Annotated in this window: 14 protein-coding genes; 6 read left to right on the forward strand and 8 right to left on the reverse strand. The window is 68.0% G+C overall.

Annotated elements, in window-relative coordinates; all coding sequences use genetic code 11:
- Positions 1 to 79 precede the first annotated feature (79 nt).
- The 3 genes from mrf to MAAFP003_RS00865 all read left to right on the forward strand — a co-directional run bounded on the left by mrf (position 80) and on the right by MAAFP003_RS00865 (position 3,867).
- A complete protein-coding gene (gene mrf / locus MAAFP003_RS00855) occupies positions 80 to 1,273 on the forward strand; it encodes a ribosome hibernation factor-recruiting GTPase MRF (protein WP_096283604.1) in 1,194 nt (397 codons plus the stop codon).
- A 129-nt stretch (positions 1,274 to 1,402) separates the two neighbouring features.
- Positions 1,403 to 2,311: an SDR family NAD(P)-dependent oxidoreductase gene (locus tag MAAFP003_RS00860; protein WP_423790840.1), complete on the forward strand. Its 909-nt coding sequence runs from the start codon at positions 1,403 to 1,405 to the stop codon at positions 2,309 to 2,311.
- Positions 2,308 to 3,867, forward strand: a complete 1,560-nt coding sequence (locus MAAFP003_RS00865; protein WP_096283606.1) for an AMP-binding protein — start codon at positions 2,308 to 2,310, stop codon at positions 3,865 to 3,867. The genes MAAFP003_RS00860 and MAAFP003_RS00865 overlap by 4 nt, the downstream gene beginning before the upstream one ends.
- Here the strand turns inward: MAAFP003_RS00865 and MAAFP003_RS00870 are convergent.
- A complete protein-coding gene (locus MAAFP003_RS00870; protein ID WP_096283608.1) occupies positions 3,864 to 8,720 on the reverse strand; it encodes a cation-translocating P-type ATPase in 4,857 nt (1,618 codons plus the stop codon). The genes MAAFP003_RS00865 and MAAFP003_RS00870 overlap by 4 nt on opposite strands.
- 160 nt (positions 8,721 to 8,880) lie before the next feature.
- Entirely contained in the window at positions 8,881 to 9,909 is a 1,029-nt protein-coding gene (locus tag MAAFP003_RS00875) for a sigma-70 family RNA polymerase sigma factor (protein WP_096283610.1), read from the reverse strand.
- A 173-nt stretch (positions 9,910 to 10,082) separates the two neighbouring features.
- Here MAAFP003_RS00875 and MAAFP003_RS00880 point away from each other — a divergent pair, with 173 nt between their 5' ends.
- Together MAAFP003_RS00880 and MAAFP003_RS00885 are read left to right on the forward strand one after the other, a co-directional pair.
- Complete coding sequence (locus tag MAAFP003_RS00880; RefSeq protein WP_096283612.1) at positions 10,083 to 10,847, forward strand: SDR family NAD(P)-dependent oxidoreductase; 765 nt, start codon at positions 10,083 to 10,085, stop codon at positions 10,845 to 10,847.
- A gap of 26 nt (positions 10,848 to 10,873) precedes the next feature.
- A complete protein-coding gene (locus tag MAAFP003_RS00885; protein ID WP_096283614.1) occupies positions 10,874 to 11,611 on the forward strand; it encodes a DUF899 domain-containing protein in 738 nt (245 codons plus the stop codon).
- Between the two features lie 99 nt (positions 11,612 to 11,710).
- On the opposite strand, the gene MAAFP003_RS00890 is transcribed toward MAAFP003_RS00885, so the two are convergent.
- On the reverse strand, positions 11,711 to 11,935 hold the full coding sequence (locus MAAFP003_RS00890; protein WP_036465859.1) for a hypothetical protein: 225 nt from the start codon (positions 11,933 to 11,935) through the stop codon (positions 11,711 to 11,713).
- A 43-nt stretch (positions 11,936 to 11,978) separates the two neighbouring features.
- Positions 11,979 to 12,350: a nuclear transport factor 2 family protein gene (locus tag MAAFP003_RS00895; RefSeq protein ID WP_096283616.1), complete on the reverse strand. Its 372-nt coding sequence runs from the start codon at positions 12,348 to 12,350 to the stop codon at positions 11,979 to 11,981.
- 66 nt (positions 12,351 to 12,416) lie between these two features.
- Here MAAFP003_RS00895 and MAAFP003_RS00900 point away from each other — a divergent pair, with 66 nt between their 5' ends.
- The gene (locus MAAFP003_RS00900) at positions 12,417 to 12,902 is read left to right on the forward strand and encodes an SRPBCC family protein (RefSeq protein ID WP_096283618.1); all 486 of its coding nucleotides are present in this window, start codon (positions 12,417 to 12,419) and stop codon (positions 12,900 to 12,902) included.
- On the opposite strand, the gene MAAFP003_RS00905 is transcribed toward MAAFP003_RS00900, so the two are convergent.
- Genes MAAFP003_RS00905 through MAAFP003_RS00920 form a run of 4 tightly spaced genes read right to left on the reverse strand, consistent with a single transcriptional unit; the run spans position 12,899 to position 17,933 of the window.
- Complete coding sequence (locus MAAFP003_RS00905; RefSeq protein WP_279304242.1) at positions 12,899 to 14,059, reverse strand: NDMA-dependent alcohol dehydrogenase; 1,161 nt, start codon at positions 14,057 to 14,059, stop codon at positions 12,899 to 12,901. The two genes, MAAFP003_RS00900 and MAAFP003_RS00905, sit on opposite strands and share 4 nt — an antisense overlap.
- Positions 14,060 to 14,087: 28 nt before the next feature.
- Positions 14,088 to 15,563 (reverse strand): AMP-binding protein, encoded by a 1,476-nt coding sequence (locus MAAFP003_RS00910; RefSeq protein WP_096283622.1) that lies wholly within the window; start codon positions 15,561 to 15,563, stop codon positions 14,088 to 14,090.
- Positions 15,563 to 16,342 (reverse strand): SDR family NAD(P)-dependent oxidoreductase, encoded by a 780-nt coding sequence (locus MAAFP003_RS00915; RefSeq protein WP_207768430.1) that lies wholly within the window; start codon positions 16,340 to 16,342, stop codon positions 15,563 to 15,565. The genes MAAFP003_RS00910 and MAAFP003_RS00915 overlap by 1 nt, the downstream gene beginning before the upstream one ends.
- Complete coding sequence (locus MAAFP003_RS00920) at positions 16,335 to 17,933, reverse strand: AMP-binding protein (protein ID WP_096283626.1); 1,599 nt, start codon at positions 17,931 to 17,933, stop codon at positions 16,335 to 16,337. The genes MAAFP003_RS00915 and MAAFP003_RS00920 overlap by 8 nt, the downstream gene beginning before the upstream one ends.
- Position 17,934 lies beyond the last annotated feature (1 nt).

Genomic DNA, 17,934 nt, shown 5'->3' on the forward strand with positions numbered 1-17,934 from the left:
AATCATTTTCGACAACGTCTGCTCGGCACTGTACCGTGGCGCAGGCGTTATTGAAAATCATTTGCAATAAGGAGTTGGGATGCGGACCCCGGTAGTGCTGGTTGCGGGTCAGGGCGACACCGACGCGGTGGCGGGGGCGTTCCTGCGCCGGCCTGCGACGGTGGTCGTCGAGCACCGGTTCGACGGCCACGTGGTGCGGCGCACGACGGCCATGTTGTGCAAGGGCGAGTTGACCACCGCCGAGGAAGCATTGGAGCTGGCGCACGGCTGCGTGTCCTGTACCGTCCGCAACGACCTGCTGATACTGCTGCGCAAGCTGGCCCGTCACGCCGGAGTCGAGCGCATCGTCGTGCATCTGTCGCAGTGGCTGGAACCCGAACCCATCTGCGTCGCGATCAACCACGTCCGGGTGCGTGTCGGCCCCGGCTACGCCGACGGCCCGGCAGCCCTGGACGTGGCGATCGCCGGGGTGGTGACGTGTATCGACGCCCACAGCTGGCTTTCCCGCGCGCTGGGCGAGGCCGTGCTGCGCGACGGTCGCACGATGGCCCAGGTCGTCGTCGGCCAGGCGGAGTTTGCCGACCTTTTGGTGCTGACGCGTCCGGAGCCCGTGACGCTGGCCGTGCTGCGCAGGTTGGCTCCGCGGGCGCGGATCACGGTGGGGCTCGAGCGCGTCGACATGGCGCTGGCGAACCTGGAGGACGACTCGCGACGGGGGCGCAGCGATCATCCGCATGGTTGGCTGCTGGCCGGCCGGCCGCCGCTGGGCGCCGAGGGAATGGTGCGAATCGTCGAGTTCAACGCCCGCCGCCCGTTTCACCCCGAGCGCTTGCACGCCGCCGTGGATCTGCTGTTGACCGGGGTGGTGCGCACCCGCGGCCGGCTCTGGCTGGCCAGCCGCCCCGACCAGGTCATGTGGATGGAGTCCGCCGGCGGCGGATTGCGGGTCGCCGGTGCGGGGAAATGGCTGGCGGCCATGACCGCGCAGGAGGCTGCCAAAGTCGACGCCGAACGGCGACTGTTCGCCGAGTTGCAGTGGGAATACCGCTTCGGTGATCGGCACACGGCGATGACCGTGCTGGTCTGCGGCGCAGAGCCGCCCGATCTTCTCGATGCCTTGCACGGGGCGCTGCTCACCGACGCGGAGATGGCGCAACCGCGCGAGTGGGGCGGCTACCCGGACCCGTTCGGCGACTGGCATGCGGACCCCTGCGACGAGTCCTCCCCGGGCTCCGAAGAAGTCGTGAGCGACGCCGACCGCCGGGAGTCGTGAACTCACACCTTCAGCCGGTACCGGGGTTCGCCCGGTGCGGGCGGTCTGGTAGCTGTAGGTTACGAGTCGCAAAGCGTTGGGAAAGCAGCGCTGCACCAGGACTCGGCACGCCATCTCGGTGAATGCGGTGTGAAGGTGAACTTGTTAAGCCAGGCCATTAAGACGGCGACGGACCGATTGGCCAACCCGGCGCGGGTGGGGGACCCCGACAAGCTGCGCGCCGCGGTTTCGGGCAAGACGGTGCTCGTCACCGGCGCTTCCTATGGGATCGGGGAGGCGACTGCCCGCAAGCTGGCCGCGGCCGGGGCGACGGTGCTGGTCGTCGCCCGCTCGGCGGAACGGCTCGACGACCTCGCCGCGGCGATCAACGCCGGCGGCGGGCATGCCTTCGCCTACCCGACGGACCTGAGCGACGAGGACGCCGTCCACGGACTGACCAAGCAGATCACCGAGAATCACGGCCCGCTCGACATCGTCGTCAGCAATGCGGGTAAATCGCTGCGCCGTTCGCTGCATCAGCAGTACGACCGCCCGCACGATTTCCAGCGCACCATCGACATCAACTACCTGGGGCCGATCTGGCTGCTGCTGGGTCTGCTGCCGGCCATGCGGGAAAACGGTGGCGGCCTCGTGGTGAATGTGTCGAGTGTCGGCGTGCGCGTGGTGCCGGGGCCGCAATGGGGCGCGTATCAGGCGTCCAAGGGCGCCTTCGATCGCTGGCTGCGCAGCGTGGCGCCGGAACTGCACGCCGACGGGGTGGACGTCACATCGGTGTACTTCGCCCTGGTTCGAACCCGGATGATCGCCCCGACGCCGATCCTGGGCCGTCTTCCCGGTCTGTCGCCCGGGCAGGCCGCCGACGCCATCGCCAAGGCGATCATCGAGCGCCCGCGCACCAACGAGCCGCCCTGGGTGTTTCCGGCCGAGCTGGCCTCGGTGCTGCTGGCAGGTCCCGCCGATTGGGCGGCCCGCGTGTGGCATCGTTCGCTGGCCAGCCGGTTTTTCGCCGACTCGCTCGGGCGAAAGGACCAGGGATGACCGACGGTGTGGTCGCCACGACGGCCCGGGCCCTGGTGTCGTCGCGGCTGCTCAGTGTGCCCACCCCGATCGCGGCGCTGCGGTTGATCCGCGAGCTGTATCGCGGCGGCACCAACCTGTCCACGCTGGTGGCCGTCGCGGCGGCGCGCTGGCCGGAGCGCACGGCGATCATCGACGACGACGGGGCGCTGAGCTACCGAGAACTGCAGTCCAAGACCGAGGCACTCGCGCACGAGCTCGTCCGCGACGGTGCCGGGCCGGGCGAGGCCGTGGGGATCATGTGCCGCAACGGCCGTGACTTCGCGGCGTCCGTGTTCGCCGCGTCCCTGGTCGGAGCCGACGTGGTGCTGGTGAACACGGAGTTTCGCAGCACGGCTCTCGCGGGTGCGCTGAGTTCGCATCAGGTCAGAAACATGTTCTGCGACAACGAGTTCACCGAACGAGTCGCCGAGGCCGCACCGTCGGTGGGTGTGATCGACCCGGCGACAGTGCCGACTCGGCCGGGCGCGCGGCGTCCACGCGTCGTCGAGTCCGGGCGGTTGATTCTGCTGACCTCGGGTACCACCGGTGTGCCCAAAGGTGTTCCGCGGATGCCGCGGATGAGTTCGGGCATCGGCGTCGGCATGACGATTCTCGAGCGCACCGGGCTGCGCGTCGGGTCGCGAATCGCGGTGGCGGTGCCGATGTTTCATGGCCTTGGCCTGGGCATGCTGATGCTCGCGGTCAGCCTGGGCGGCACGGTCCTGACGCGTCGGCGCTTCGATGCCGAGGCGACGTTGGCCCAGGCATCCCTGCAGCGCGCCGACGCGCTCAGCGTGGTCCCGATCATGCTGGCGCGCATCCTGGACTTGCCCAACCGGGTCCGGATGCGAAACCCGTTGTCGCTGCGGGTCGTGATATCCAGCGGCGATCGCCTCGACCCGAGCCTCGCGCGGCGGTTCATGGACACCTACGGCGAGATTCTCTACAACGGATACGGTTCCACCGAGGTGGGGATCGGCGCCCTGGCAACACCTTTCGAACTGCGCCACGCCCCGGACACGGTGGGACGGCCCGTCGCGGGCTGCCCGGTTCGCATCTTCGACAAAAACGGCCGAGCGGTCGGGCCGCGGGTGACCGGCCGCATCTTCGTGGGCGGCGAACTGACGACCAAGGGCTACATCGGCGGCGCCGACAAGACCGTCATCGATCAGATGACCAGCACCGGCGATATGGGCTATCTGGACAACGCGGGCCGACTGTACATCGTCGGCCGCGAGGACGACATGATCGTGTCGGGCGGTGAGAACGTGTATCCGCGTGCGCTGGAAAACGCGCTCGCCGCGCACCCCGACGTCGCCGAGAATGCGGTCGTCGGGGTGCCCGACGAACAATTCGGCCGCCGGCTTGCGGCGTTCATCGTCGCCCGCGCCCAGCGTCAGATCGACGTGACGGCGTTACGGGAATACTTGAAGGACAAAGTTTCTCGTTTCGAACAGCCCAGAGACATCCACGTCGTCGACAGCATTCCGCGTAATCCCGCCGGCAAGGTCATCCGAAAGGAACTGGCGACCTAGGCCTGCGGTTCGTCTTCGTCCTGGCCGTCGGGCTGGATGACACCGATGGCCTTGTTCAGCCAGTTGGGCGCCAGCCACGAAATCGCGGTGGCACCGGCCGTGGCTCCCATCACGCCCGACCAGGCGACCGGTCCCAGCGGTGTGCACCCGAAGAATTGGCTGACCACCGGGGTTTGCACGATGCCGACCAGCACCCCGGCGCTGCCCAGTGCGGTCGCCACGACGAGCGGGCTGTGCTGGCGCGTCAGCAGTGTCTGGGCCAGCTGCGTGGTCACCAGTGCGGTCAAACCCATTGTCGCCGTCCGGCGTTCACTTCCAGGGGTCCACCGCCCGATCGTCCAGGCGGCTGTCGCGCCGGCAGCCGTCACGACACCGCGGGTGACGATCTGGCGCATCAGTGGCGCGTCGAGCGACGGCGTGGGCCCGGTCAGCACCGCGAGTCGGTGTGCGGCGCGCGCCTTTTCGGCCTGCTCTTCGGATTCGTACTCGGTCTCGTCGGGCTCGACGTACTGCGATGTGACGGCAACCGCGAGTGCGGGGAACATGTCGGTGAGCAGGTTCACCAACAACAGCTGACGGGTTCCCACCGGCGCGCGGCCCTGGCCGAACGCCGTACCGATGATGGTGAAAAGTACCTCGCCGACGTTGCCGCCGACCAGGATCGTGACAGCGTCGCGAACGCCGGCCCACATGCTGCGGCCCTCCACCAGCGCGTCGAGCAGCACCGACAGATCGCGATCGGTCAGGACGATGTCCGCGGCGCTACGAGCGGCCGACGAACCGCGGCCGCTCACGCCGATGCCCACGTCGGCCATCCGGATGGCGGCGGCATCGTTGGCACCGTCGCCGACCATTGCCGTCACCCGCCCGCAGCGCTGCAGCGCGGCCACGATCTGCACCTTCTGCTCGGGGCTGACGCGGGCGAACACCTGGACGTTGGAAACGACCTTGGCGGCGGCGTCCTCGTCCAGACCGGCCAGCTCGGCACCGGTGATGACCCGCGCGTCCGCCGGCAGTCCCAGCTGCCGGGCGATCGCCCGTGCGGTGATCGGGTGGTCTCCGGTGATCAGCACCACGTCGCGGCCGGCCGCCTCCAGCGCCTCGATCAACGGGCGCGACGATGCGCGCGCGGTGTCGGCCAGACCGACGTAGCCCAACAACTCCAGGTCCTGCGCGGTGGCATCGACGGCTTCGACGTCGGTGTCTTTGTCGTGGGTGGTCCCGTTGGGCCAGGGGCGTCGCGCCACCGCCAACACCCGCAATCCCCGCTCGGCGAGGCTGTGCACCACCGACTCGGCGTGTGCACGGTCGGCCTCCGGGTCGGCGAAACGGCAGCGGGGCAGCACCACTTCGGGCGCGCCCTTGAGCATCAGCACCGGTTTGTCGGCGTCCGCGCTCAGGGTGCCGATCGCGGCGGCATAGCCACGACTGGACTCGAACGGCACCTCGGCCAGCAGCTGCCAGCCCGAATTGTTCTTGGTGAGAAGGAAGCTCGCCGCGGTGACGATCGCCTCGTCGGTGGCGTGCGCGTGGCCCTGACCGTCTTGGGGCTGGGGGGACGCCCAGGCCGCCGCCCGCAGGACCGCGGCCGAGCGCGGATCCTCGGCTTCGGGGAAGGGATCGCCCGGTCGAGCATCGTGCGGCATCGCGCACAGCACACGCAGCCGGTTCTCGGTGAGCGTGCCGGTCTTGTCGAAACACACGGTGTCCACCCGGCCCAGCGCCTCGATTGTGCGCGGCGAGCGGACCAGCACCCCATGCGACGTCAGCCGCTGGGCGGCCGCGAGCTGGGACAACGTGGCCACCAGCGGCAGACCCTCCGGCACGGCGGCCACCGCGATCGCGACGCCGTCGGCGACGGCCTGGCGCAGCGAGGCGCGGCGCAGCAACGCCAGCGCGGTCACCGCGGCACCGCCGGTCAGGGTCAACGGCAGCACCTTGGACGTGAGCTCGCGCAGCCGGGCCTGGACCCCGGCCGCCGTCTCGACGTCGGCAACCGCCGAAATCGCCCGGTGCGCAGCGGTATTGACGCCGGTGGCCACGACGATCGCGCGAGCGCGGCCCGCGACTATCGTGCTGCCCTCGAACAGCATGCTCGCGCGCTCGGGGTCGTTGACGGCAACGGGTTCCACCTGCTTGTCCACCGGCAGCGACTCCCCGGTGAGCAGCGACTCGTCGACCTCGAGGTCCTCGGCCACCAGCAGGCGCGCATCGGCCGGAACCACCTCCGGGGCGGCCAGGTCGATGACGTCGCCGGGCCGCAGCGACTTGGCGGACACCGTGACCGTGCGGGTGGCGTTCTGGGCCGCCTCCAGGCGACGGCGGGTGGTGGCCACCGCGGGGACCGCGACCCGGCGCACCAGCTGGTCCTGCTCGGCGAACAGCTCGGCGGCCGCCGCCTCGGCCCGCAAGCGTTGTGCCCCACCGGTTATCGCGTTGGCCGTCATGACGCCGCCGACCAGCAGGGCGTCGATGTTGCTGCCGACGATGGCCGATGCGGCGGCTCCCACCGCCAGAATCGGGGTCAGCGGATCGGAGAGCTCGACGCGCGTCGCCGCGGCCAACCGCGCCAGGTTGTGCAGCGGGGCGCGCAGGCCGGCGAAGGGTGGGCTGTAGGACAGGTCGTCGAGGCGGCGACGCCACGATGGGGTCAGCGTTTCGACGGCCAACGGTCGCGACCCGCCGGCCAGCCGCGAGTACACGATCTCCGGGTCCAGCGCGTGCCAGGCGGTGAGCGGTTGCGGGGTCGGGTCGGGTAGACGCAAAACCCGGCTGGCCGAGAAGGTTCCGGCCACCAGCGCGGTGACCGCGGCGGCGTTGACCGGGTTGAGCCAGCGGCGGAAGCTGGCCGGGTTTTTGGGCCGCTCCTGCTCGCTGCCGGTGACCAGCAGCAGCCCGGCCAGCGTGGTGCCGCCCTGGGCAAGGTGAATCGCCGACTCGCTGGCCCCGCGGGCCACCGGAATCGCGGACAGGATCCGCACCGCGTCGGCCAGGTCGGTGCCGGTGATGATGTCCGCGGTCCACGGTGTGGCGGCGCGTGGATCATCAAGTGCCACACCAACATCGGCGATCGCCAAGGCGGCCAGCGTGTCGGTCGACGCGAAGTCGCGGTGCACCGCGGTGATCAGCAGCACCGGGCCGCGATCGGCTCGCAGGTCACGTACCACGGTCAGCAGCGGGGTGCCGGGCGGATGCGTCGCAGCCACGCTCGCGGTCAGATCCTCGGTGCCGGCCACGTGCCGCAAGACCACTCGGGCCCCGGTCCGGTTCGCCGTCTGCAGCAACGGGATCGCGTACGGGTCGACTTCCCAACCGACTTCGACCCTGCCGACGCATTCGCCGTCGACCATCAGGTCGGCGCTCTCGAGGCCCTGCGCCGGGGTGGCCGACGGCCCTTGCACCGGAACCCATCTCAGATGTGCACCGGTGGCGGGCAACTCGTCGGGATCGGGTTCGGGCGCCTCTTCACCGTGTAGCAGCGCGTCGGCGACTTCGTAGACCCGGTCGTCGTCCCAGCCGGGTGCCTCTCCGATCGACTTCAATACGGCGCGGTGGTCACCGCGCAGCGCCGCACCGTCGATGACGACCACCTTCACCCGGTCCAACCGGCGCAACGCACCGGGGTCGAGGACCAGCTGTCCGTCGTTGGCGAGCCCGCGACCCAGCGTCGAGGCGAACGCTTGGCGACCCATGTGCGCGGCGCGGGGTACCCCGGCCTCGATCGCGGCGGCCGCGTCTTCGGTGCCACCGCCGGCCACCAGCGCACTGGCCGCGGCGATCAACGAGCCGTTGGCCGCCGATTCGACATAGGCCTCCACCGGCCCGGCCATCGAGCCCTTCTCGGTGTCCATCGCGGCGTCGATGGCCCCGCCGACCACCACGTGCGAGGCTTCGCCCGCCGCCGCGGCGGCCCAGCTGTGCCGGGGCAGGTGCGACTTGGGTCCGGCCGAGGAGATGACCGGAACCACCGGAGCCTGCGGTCGCTCGGGAGAGGCCAGCTGCGGCTCCCGCTCCCGCCACACCCGACGGTGTGCCGCCGCCTCGGTGATCTGCAGGGTCCGCTGGGTCATATCGAGCAGCGGGGTGCCGAACGACTGGGTGAGGCCGTGCGCCGCCGCGGTGGTGGCGGCGAGCACGATGTCGGTGCCCACCCGCCCCAGCCGCGACTCCAGCACCGACACCATGCGCGGTTGATGGTTGATCAGGGCGGCCGCCGCCCGGGTGGTTTGCGGCGCCGCGGGCAGCCGGGTCACCCAGCCGGTGACGGCGGCCGTCATCGCGACCATGTCCATGGCCGCCGAGGTGAGCGGCACCAGAATCGCCAGCGGGTTACCCGGGTCCGCGAACGGCGCGGAAATCGGTACGTCGGACTTCGTGGAAGCCAGGTCGGCGGCAATGGCCGCCACCGTCGAGCGCACCTCGTCGAGGACGGCGTCGTAGTCCTCGGCGTCGTCGGAGAGTTCGAAAACCAGTCGGCCCAGCGATCCCTCGACATGGGCTTCGGCCACGCCCGGAATCCGGCGAACCGGTTCCTCGACGACCGCGGAGTACTCATACCAGCGCGAGAAGGGCAGCAGCGGATCCAGGTCCAGATGTACTCGCCGACCGCTCTGCCAGCGCACCGGCGGCGTGATGGGGGCGGGAGATCCGTTCGACGAGGGGTTGATCCCGAGCGCCCGGGTGGTGGAGTCGGCCATCGACTGCACCACGGGCCCGGCAAGTTCGACGACCGGGCTCGCCAAGAGCTGCACCGCCCCCGCGGCGCCGGCGGCAGTGGACACGCCGGCTTTCACCAGCTGGGCTGCTCCGTCGGTGAGACCAGCGACCACGCTGGTTACACCCGGAATCTTCATTCGGTCATCCTTCAAATGCGTTCGTCGCGCTAATAATCCTGGGGTGCTGGGGACCTGTCCACATCTGCGGGCGACGGCAGGCCGTGCGATGACACCAACGGCTCTGGTGGGTGGGGATTCGCTGGGTTAACAGCGGGTGTAATCGCGTCCCCTGGGAAGTTTACCGGCTGGATGGCAAATCAAACGTCGCGAACAATGCCGGGTCGAGAAAAACGGTGATGGCGGCGATTCGGCCGGACGCCGCCGTGATGACGTGAATCGAATGGGCCCGCATAACGCCGTCGTCGGCGCGGCGGTACTCGGCCACGGCGGGTTGGGCATTCGCGGCAGTCCGGACCATCACAATGTCGCCGGGCGTCGTAAAGGCGCGTGCGGCAAGGAATTCCATCACGGTGTCGCGGCCGGTGAACCACACTGGCATCGGCGGCATTTCGAGTTTCACGTCGGCTTGCAGCAGCTCGGTCAGCGCGGCCATGTCGGCGTTTTCGAATGCCGCACAGTAACGGTCGAGCAATTCGCGGCGTTGGACATCGTCGGGCTCGGCCGCGTCGTCCTCGGACGGGGAGACCTCGGCGAGGCGGGCCCGCGCCCGCTGCAGCGCGCTGTTGACCGAGGCCGGGGTGGTTTCCAGGAGTTCGGCAACCTCGGCGGCGCTGAACTGCACCACGTCGCGCAGTATCAGGACGGCCCGCTGTCGCGCGGGGAGTTCCTGCAGCGCCGTCATCACGGCCAGCCGCACACTGTGCCGCGCCGTCACGGTGTCTTCCGGGGTCGCGAACGCACGAGTGTCCGGGATCGGCTCCAGCCACTGATGGGCGCCGGCCCCGGCGTCGAGATCGGCGTCCGGGTCGACCGAGCTGTCGCCCAGGCCGGCCGGCAGGACGCGCCGGGCGCGATTCTCCAGCGCGCGCAGGCATGCGGTGGTGGCGATCCGGTACAGCCAGGTGCGCAGCGCGGCGCGCTCCTCGAACGCCTGATAACCACGCCAGCCGCGCAGGTAGGTCTCCTGGACGAGGTCTTCGGCGTCGTGCACCGAGCCGAGCATCCGGTAGCAGTGCGCGATCAACTCGCTGCGATACGGGGCCGCGTGCTCGATGAAATCTTCCTGAGCCGGCACGGTCGCACTCCTATATCTCGCCGGGTGGGCCGAAACCCTACTCCTTCTGTAGAGACGTCGAGCCGGCGAAATTCATCGGTGTCGCGGCGATGAATTCGGTCGATGCGCCGTATCTGGACTAGTGGATGTCTAGCCACGCCGGCGTGATCTCCACGAACGTGCGGCCAGCCGCACACTCAAGCCCCAACGTGCGGCCAGCCGCACACTCGAGCGCCGGCAGCGACAGTTAGGAAGCGAGAACGGACATGAATAACCAAACCCACGCCGGCGACCTTGCCGGCAGCACCGCGATCGTCACCGGGGCGAGCCGGGGATTCGGTCGCGCCATCGCGACCGCGCTGACCGGGGCCGGTGTCGAGGTGGTCGGCGTCGCACGCACGGCCGCGCTGCTCGACGAGGTCCGTGGGCAACTCGGCGACTCCTTCGTCCCGGTGGTCGCCGACGCCGCCGATCCGGCCACGGCGAGTGCGCTCATCGACAAGTACACGCCCCGCACGCTGGTGTTGTGCGCCGGGTCTGCCCCGCGGATGAGCCCGTTGCAGGAACACAGCTGGGAAACCTTCAGCGCCAACTGGAATGTGGATGTCGCACAAGCGTTTCACTGGACCCGTTACGCGCTGCAGCGCCCGCTGGCGCCGGGCAGCTCGGTCATCCTGATGTCCAGCGGCGCCGCGGTCAACGGGTCGCCACTGTCGGGCGGATACGCGGGCGCGAAATCGACCGTCAAATTCATCGGCAGCTATGCCGCTGGGGAGTCGGACCGGGCCGGGCTGGGGATCACTTTCGTTTCGGTGCTGCCGCGCCTGACGGCGGCCACCGAGCTGGGCGCCGCGGCCGCGGCGGCTTACGCCGAGCGGCAAGGCGTCGATCTCGACACCTTCGTCGCATCGACCGGACCCGCGCTGACCGCCGAGCTGGTCGGCACGTCGGTATCGGCGATCGCCGGTGCCGGGCCCGGACAGCACGGCGCCTATCTGCTCACCGCGTCGGGATTGTCGTCCCTGTCCTGACACCAAATCGAAAGGCGGACAACGCAATGCACACACCACCAATCGTGTCGGCCCAGGAGTGGGAGGCCGAGCATCAACGACTGCTGGTCAAGGAGAAGGAGGTGCTGCGGGCCCACGATGCACTGGCGGCGATGCGACGGCGCATGCCCTGGCTGGCCGTGCAGGCGCGGTATCAATTTGACGGGCCCGACGGCATGGTGAACTTGCCGGCGCTCTTCGCAGGCCGGCGTCAGCTCGTCGTCTATCGCGCCTTCTTCGGACCCGACGTGCACGGTTGGCCCGACCATGCCTGCCGCGGCTGCTCGATGATCGCCGACCATATCGGGAACCTTGCTCATCTCAACGCCCGCGACACCACCCTGGTGTTCGTGTCGCGGGCACCCCAGCCCGACATCGAGCGCCTCAAGGAGCGGATGGGCTGGCAGATGCCGTGGTACACGATCACCGACAGCTTTGACGTCGACTTCGGTGTCCACGAATGGCACGGCACAAACGCGTTCGTCCATGAACGCGACCGGGTCTTCCGCACCTACTTCATCAACAACCGGGGCGACGAGGTGCTGGGCAATACGTGGAGCTTCCTGGACATGACGGCGCTCGGGCGCCAGGAGGCGTGGGAGGATTCGCCGCCGGGCTACCCGCAGTCGGCACCCTACGAGTGGTGGGACTGGCACGACGCCTACGGGCAGCACCAACCGTCGCGATGGTTCGGCGAACCCGATCCCAACGATCCCACCGATCAGCGGCCGCCGCGCGGCGACTAAACGGGTCCCCGAATTGCCCGGAATTAGTGCGAATAACACGAATGCGCGGTAGCCGTCCAACGGCTACTCGCGCATTATTTTCCGACGCGTGAATTCGTTCTACAAAATTCGGTGGTGCGCCCTGTCGACCTGGTACCCGGCCGGGAACGATTTCTCGATGACCTGCAGCTGGTGGTCCACCCGGGACTCCAGTTCGAGAACGACACAGCTATCGCCGAGGGATTTTGATTCGAGAACGATGTACCGCTGGCCACAATCGGTGATCGGGTCGCCCGAGTGCAATTTCTCGACCGCAACCGACTCCGGAGTTGCATCTGCCTCCATCCATGACACGTTAGGTCAATTCCGCGAATCAGGGAATAGACCGCTACGTGACGTCGGCGTGGCGCTGCTTGAAATAGACGCTGACCCGAGAGATCAGGCCGTCGTTGTCTTGCTCGAACAGGATGCACTCGGGCCACGTCGTCGCGACGTCATCGATCTCGAATGTCTCGGACAACTCGGCGTAGGACACCCGGGAGTCGACGTGGGAGACCCGCGCAACGTGTAACCGATGGCCCGCGAGATTGGTGCATACCTTGCGCAAGTAGGCGACGTAGTGCGCCTTGCCTTCAATGACATCGCAGAACGGGCCCTCCCGGGTCAGTCCTTCGTCGGCGATCGTGTCGGCCAGTCCCTGCCAGTCGTGAGCGGCCAGGCATTCCAGGTAGCGCTCGACCACTTGACCGTGCGTGCTCATGTCGCCTCCGCTCGCTGCTTGGGTCCACGGTAAGCGCGCCGCGGTGGCAGGGCTAGGTTCTTCGGTATGAGTTTGTGGACCGCGCACTCCGAACACGCGCTGTCAGAAGATGTGCCCGCCCCGCCGGATGCGGTGCGCGACTTCTACGTGGATTTGGACAGCGTCAAACTCGTGCACCCGCTGATCGTGTCGGTGGAGTCACTCGAGCGCAGCGAAACGCCGGATGGCTACCGGCAGACCTACCGGGTGGTCGATCGAATTCCGTTGGGGCCCTTCACCAAGGAGATTACTTACCAGGCGTGCCTGCACGTCCGCCATAGCGGCTACGTGCTCACCGAGGCCGATCAATCCCCGGGGGTGCGCCTGCGCGGAATGGTGAGCTTCGAGCCGATCCAGGAGCCGATAGTCGGCACCCGGCTCACCGAGCGGATCCGGATATCGGCGCCCCGGTTACTGGCCCCGATCACCCGGCGCGAGGGCGTCAAGGCGCACCGCAAGATGCTGGCCGGCATCCGGGAGCATTTCGAATCCGCCCGAGCGACGGAGGGTTAGACGCCGGCGAAGTCGATCACGCCGCGAATGTTGCGGCCCTCGCGCAGATCCGTCATCGCCTCGTTGATCTCGTCGAGTTGATAGTGCCGGGTGACCAACTCGTCGAGCTTCACCGCGCCGGCCTGGTACATCGACAACAGCAGCGGCACACTGGTGCGCGGATTCATGCCGCCGTACAGCGCTCCTTTGAGTTGCTTGGCCGAGAGCACCATCTCCTGCAGGACCAGCGGAACCATCGCCTCGGTGTACGGGGTGATGCCGGTGACCACGCAGGTCCCACCCTTGCGAAGCAACCTCATGGCCATGGGGATCAGCTCCACGTGCAGAACGCCGGGGGTCAAGACGACGCGGTCGGCCATCACACCTGCGGTGATGTCGCTCACCAGGGGTGTCGCCTCCTCGGCGGAGGCGGCGGCATGCGTGGCACCGAAGATCTTCGCCGAATCCCGCTTGTATTCAACGGGATCCACTGCGACGACATATTTCGCGCCGGCGGCGCGCGCTCCCTGCAGGGCGTTCATCCCGACGCCACCGGTGCCGATGACCACCACGGTGTCACCGGGTTGGGTGCCGGCCGTCACCGTCGCGGAGCCCCAGCCGGTGCTGACGCCGCACGATACGAGCGAGGCGGCATGGAAGGGGACCGCGTCGTCGATCTTGATGACGGATCTCTCCGTCAGGACCGCGTACTCGGCGAACGTGCCGAGTTGACCGTAGGCCATCAGGTTTTCGTCGCCGAGATGCCGGCGGCAGGTTCCGTCGGTCGGCATCTCTCGGGAGAACAGACTTGCGCCGGCATCGCAGATGTAGCTCTGCCCGTTCACACAGAACCGGCAATCCCCGCACGCGGGAATGAACGACATCGCCACCCGATCGCCCGGCCGCACCGTTGTCACGCCCGGTCCGACTTCTTCGATGACACCGGCGCCCTCGTGACCGCCGATCATCGGGAACCAGTCCGGCTCAGGAATTCCCGTCGCGGCCCGCACCTCGGCGGTCGGCAACACGTCGCCGGTGTACAGATGGTCGTCGGAGTGGCAGATTCCGGCGACGGCCATCCGCACCAGGACTTCACCGGCGCGGGGCGGGTCAAGCTCGATCTCGCTGATCTCCCAGTCCTGGCCGACTCCGCGAATCACAGCGGCACGACACTTCATTGTGTTCTCCTTGATCTTTCGTTGCGGCTTACTGCGCCAGGCTGGCGCGCAGTTCCCGCTTGAGCACCTTGCCGTAGCTGTTTTTCGGTAGCTCGTCGACGAATTCGTAACGCTTGGGCCGCTTGAAGCGGGCGATGCGCCGCAATAGATGTGCGTCCAAGGCCGCCGGGTCGACCGCACCGACGATGAACGCGACCACCACCTCGCCCCACTCGGCGTCGGGTGTGCCGACCACGCACGCCTCAGCGACGCCGGGGTGCTCGAGCAGCATCTCCTCCACCTCGCGGGGGTAGATGTTGCTTCCGCCGCTGATGACAACATCTTTCGACCGATCGCGCAGCGTCAGAAAACCGCGCGCGTCGAATGAACCCATGTCGCCGGTGTAGAGCCAGCCGTCTTTGAGCGTGGCGTCGGTCGCGTCGGGATTGCGCCAGTATCCGGACATGACAGCGTCGCCGCGGCAGACGATTTCGCCGATTTCGCCGAGTGGGGCCGGGTCGCCGTCCGCGCGCAGCACCGCGACCTCCATCCCCGACCGCGCATAGCCGACCGAACCCAGAATCGCGTCATCGTCGCAATCGTGATCGGGACCGCGTAACCCGGTGATCGTCATCGGGGATTCGCCCTGTCCGTAGATCTGCGCGAAGATCGGGCCGAATGCCGTGATCGCCCTGCGCAGGCTTTCGACGTACATGGGCCCGCCGCCGTAGATGATCATCTTGAGATTGGCCGGGCGGCCGCGGCCCGTATCGACCAGTCGTTGCACCATCGTCGGAGCCAGAAACGCACTGACGGCCGGGTGGTGTTCGCAGAGATCGAGGAACTCCGCGGGGTCGTAGGAACCCGATTCGGGCACCACCTGGCGGGCAGCGCGCAGCACGTACGGCAGGACATAGAGGCCGGAGCCGTGCGACATCGGCGCAGCGTGCACGAGGCTGCAGTCCTCGTCGACAGCGTCGATGTCGGCGAGGTGTGCGACGGACATCGCCGTGAGGTTGCGGTGCGACAGCATCGCCCCCTTGGATCGCCCGGTGGTGCCGCTGGTATAGAACAGCCACGCCAATGCGGCCGGGTCGGTGTGCGGCGGCGGCGCCGACGGACTGGCTCTGAACCGTCGTGAATAGTCCTCGGAATCAATGATTTCCGTGCGCGTGGTGGTGATTGGCGCGAGGTCGGCGCCGATCTTGGTGGAGGCGAACACCTGCGCGACGCCCGCATCCTGGAAAATTTGCGCCATCTCGAGCGGATGCAGCTTGAAGTTGACCGGGACGACGACGCATTCGGCGGCCCAGATCGCGAACATCAATTCGATGATCTCGGGGCAGTTGTGGGTCGCGATCGCGATTCGCGCATCCGCGCCGTGCTGCTGCCGGATCGACGCCGCCAGCCGTAACACCCGGTCGCGCAGCTCAATCCAGGTGTGGATCCGGCGGCTTCCGTAGTACACGGCGCCGCGATCGGGGAACCGGCTCGCAGCCTGATCGAGCAGCGCGAACAGGTTCATTAATCGGTCCACCGTGATTCCAGCGCGAAGTCCGACAGATACTTCGTCGAACTCCACCCGCCGTCCACGACGATCGTCTGGCCGTTGATGAAACTTCCGCCCGGCGAGCACAGGAAGGCCACGGTGCTGGCGATGTCGTCGATGCGGCCCAACCGCTGATGCGGGGTCATCTCGGTGTTGATTTTGCGGAATCGCTCGTCCCGCAACCGCTTCTCGACCATCGGTGTCACCGTCACCCCGGGCGCTACGGCGTTGCAGCGGATGCCCGACGCGCCGTACTGGCAGGCGATGTGGGTGGTCAGCGCGGTCAGCCCGCCCTTGGCGGCGGAGTAGGCGCCGCCGCGCAGGCCACCGACGACGGCGAATGTCGATGTCACGTTGATGATCGCCGAGCCCGGTGCCATGTGCGGCAGCACCTCGCGTGCGAGTCGAAACGGTGCCCGCAACATCAAACCCAAGAAGTAGTCCAGGGTTTCGTCGTCGGTCTCGTGCAGCGGTTTGGGGCTGCCCACTCCGGCGTTGTTGATCAGGAAGTCGATGTGACCCCAGCGCCGCACCGCGAGATCCACGATGCGTCGCGGTGCGTCATCGTCGGTCAAGTCGACCGCGAGCGTGGCTACCCGACCCGGATCGTTGATCGTCCTTTCGAGCGCGGCGAGCCGATCCGGGTCGCGGCCTGTGCCCAGGATCGCCATGCCCATCTCGGCGAGTTTCGTCGCGCAGCCCGACCCGATACCGCTGCTGGCTCCCGTGACGATTGCGACCTGCATCTCACTCATCCTCGGTTCCCGCCGCGGTCAAAGACGCTCGGATCTGATGCTTGAGGACCTTGCCCGCGTCGTTTTTCGGCAGGGCATCGGTGATCACGACCTGCTCCGGTGCCTTGAACTTGGCGACACCCTTGCTCACCAGCAGCGCAAGCAGGCTCGCGACGTCCGGGGCGGCGGTGTCGGCGGGAACGATCACCGCGCACGCCCGCTCGCCGGTGCGCTCGTCGGGCAGCCCGACGACCGCGATCTCGGCGATGCCGGGGTGGTCGGCGAGCAGGTCCTCGACCTCCTTGGCCGAGATGTTCTCGCCGCTGCGGATGATGACATCCTTGGCTCGGCCGGTCACGACCAGGTACCGGTCGTCTACCCAGCGCCCGAGGTCCCCGGTGCGGAAAAAGCCTGCGGCATCGAAGGAGTCGTCGCGCCCGTGGCGGTAACCGGTCAGCATCTGCGGTCCGCGCACGCAGATTTCCCCGTCACCGGCAGGTGCGGACTGGTGCGCGACGAGCTTGATCCGCGCGATCCCGGCTCTGCCATCGGTGTCCGCCGCGTAGTCGGCTTCGTCGGCCCCCGGAGCGCCGACCGTCGTGACGGGCACTTCCGTGCACCCGTACACCCGGGTCACCACGGCACGACTGAAATACGTCGCGGCACGGCGGATCAGCGCCGGCGACACCGACGCGCCACCGCAGATGAACACCTTCAAGTCGGGCAGCCGGGTCCCGGCTTGCTCGGCGGCAGACAACAGTTGCTGCAGAAATGGCGTGGCCCCGGCCATGTGGGTACATCGCTCGGCGTCCATCAGGGCGACGGCCTCCGACGATTCCCACCGGTCCATCAGCACCGCGGTCGTCCCCAGCAGGAGCGGGCATTCGAAGGCATAGATAGAGCCACCGATATGAGCGATCGGCGACGGGACCAGGAACGTGTCGCCCGGCGCGATCATCCAGTGGTCACGGATCTGACAGATCAGGGCGTGGATCGAATTATGAGTGTGCAGGACGCCTTTCGGGCGGGTCGTGGTGCCGGAGGTGTAGAGGATCATGCGCACCGAATCGGGATCCAGTTCGGGAAGCACCACATCCCGTGCCGGCTGCTCCGCCAGCAGGTCCGCGTAGGGAGTGTGCGAACGGCCGGCGCCGCGGACCACACCCCCGGCCGGCGCCGGACTCATCGCGGCCGTCCCCCGGTCGAGCATCGCCGCGTAGTCATGCCCGCCATATTGACCCGGGACGAAAATCATTGCGGCATCCGCGTCTTCGAGGATGAAAAGCAGATCGTGGTCGCGCAACGACGGCAGGATCGGGTTCACCACCATCCCGGCCAGCGTCGCGGCCAGATAGATGACAGCGGCCTCATGCCAATTCGGCAGCATGAACGACACGACGCTGCCCGTCGGCATCCGCGACAGCAGAGCGGTTGCCAACGCGCCGGCCTGCGTGTAAAGCGCGACACAATCCATCCGGACGTCCTTGTCCACCAAAACTATTCGCTGCGGCGATATTTCGGCGGCGGTGCGCAGCGAATCGGCCAGCGTGGTGCGCACCCAGAGCCCGCGGCGGTATGCCTCGGTGGTGTCCTGCGGGGCCCGCGCGGTCACC

Origin of the sequence: Mycobacterium ahvazicum (assembly GCF_900176255.2) — a bacterium.
Taxonomy (GTDB): Bacteria; Actinomycetota; Actinomycetes; order Mycobacteriales; family Mycobacteriaceae; genus Mycobacterium; species Mycobacterium ahvazicum.

What these genes read in the sequence shown, in the direction of transcription:
- mrf (WP_096283604.1), top strand. Translation starts at nt 80, where the DNA reads ATGCGGACCCCGGTAGTGCTGGTTGCGGGTCAGGGCGACACCGACGCG.
- MAAFP003_RS00865 (WP_096283606.1), top strand. Translation starts at nt 2,308, where the DNA reads ATGACCGACGGTGTGGTCGCCACGACGGCCCGGGCCCTGGTGTCGTCG.
- MAAFP003_RS00870 (WP_096283608.1), bottom strand. Translation starts at nt 8,720, where the DNA reads ATGAAGATTCCGGGTGTAACCAGCGTGGTCGCTGGTCTCACCGACGGA.
- MAAFP003_RS00880 (WP_096283612.1), top strand. Translation starts at nt 10,083, where the DNA reads ATGAATAACCAAACCCACGCCGGCGACCTTGCCGGCAGCACCGCGATC.
- MAAFP003_RS00885 (WP_096283614.1), top strand. Translation starts at nt 10,874, where the DNA reads ATGCACACACCACCAATCGTGTCGGCCCAGGAGTGGGAGGCCGAGCAT.
- MAAFP003_RS00890 (WP_036465859.1), bottom strand. Translation starts at nt 11,935, where the DNA reads ATGGAGGCAGATGCAACTCCGGAGTCGGTTGCGGTCGAGAAATTGCAC.
- MAAFP003_RS00895 (WP_096283616.1), bottom strand. Translation starts at nt 12,350, where the DNA reads ATGAGCACGCACGGTCAAGTGGTCGAGCGCTACCTGGAATGCCTGGCC.
- MAAFP003_RS00900 (WP_096283618.1), top strand. Translation starts at nt 12,417, where the DNA reads ATGAGTTTGTGGACCGCGCACTCCGAACACGCGCTGTCAGAAGATGTG.
- MAAFP003_RS00905 (WP_279304242.1), bottom strand. Translation starts at nt 14,059, where the DNA reads ATGAAGTGTCGTGCCGCTGTGATTCGCGGAGTCGGCCAGGACTGGGAG.
- MAAFP003_RS00910 (WP_096283622.1), bottom strand. Translation starts at nt 15,563, where the DNA reads ATGAACCTGTTCGCGCTGCTCGATCAGGCTGCGAGCCGGTTCCCCGAT.
- MAAFP003_RS00915 (WP_207768430.1), bottom strand. Translation starts at nt 16,342, where the DNA reads ATGAGTGAGATGCAGGTCGCAATCGTCACGGGAGCCAGCAGCGGTATC.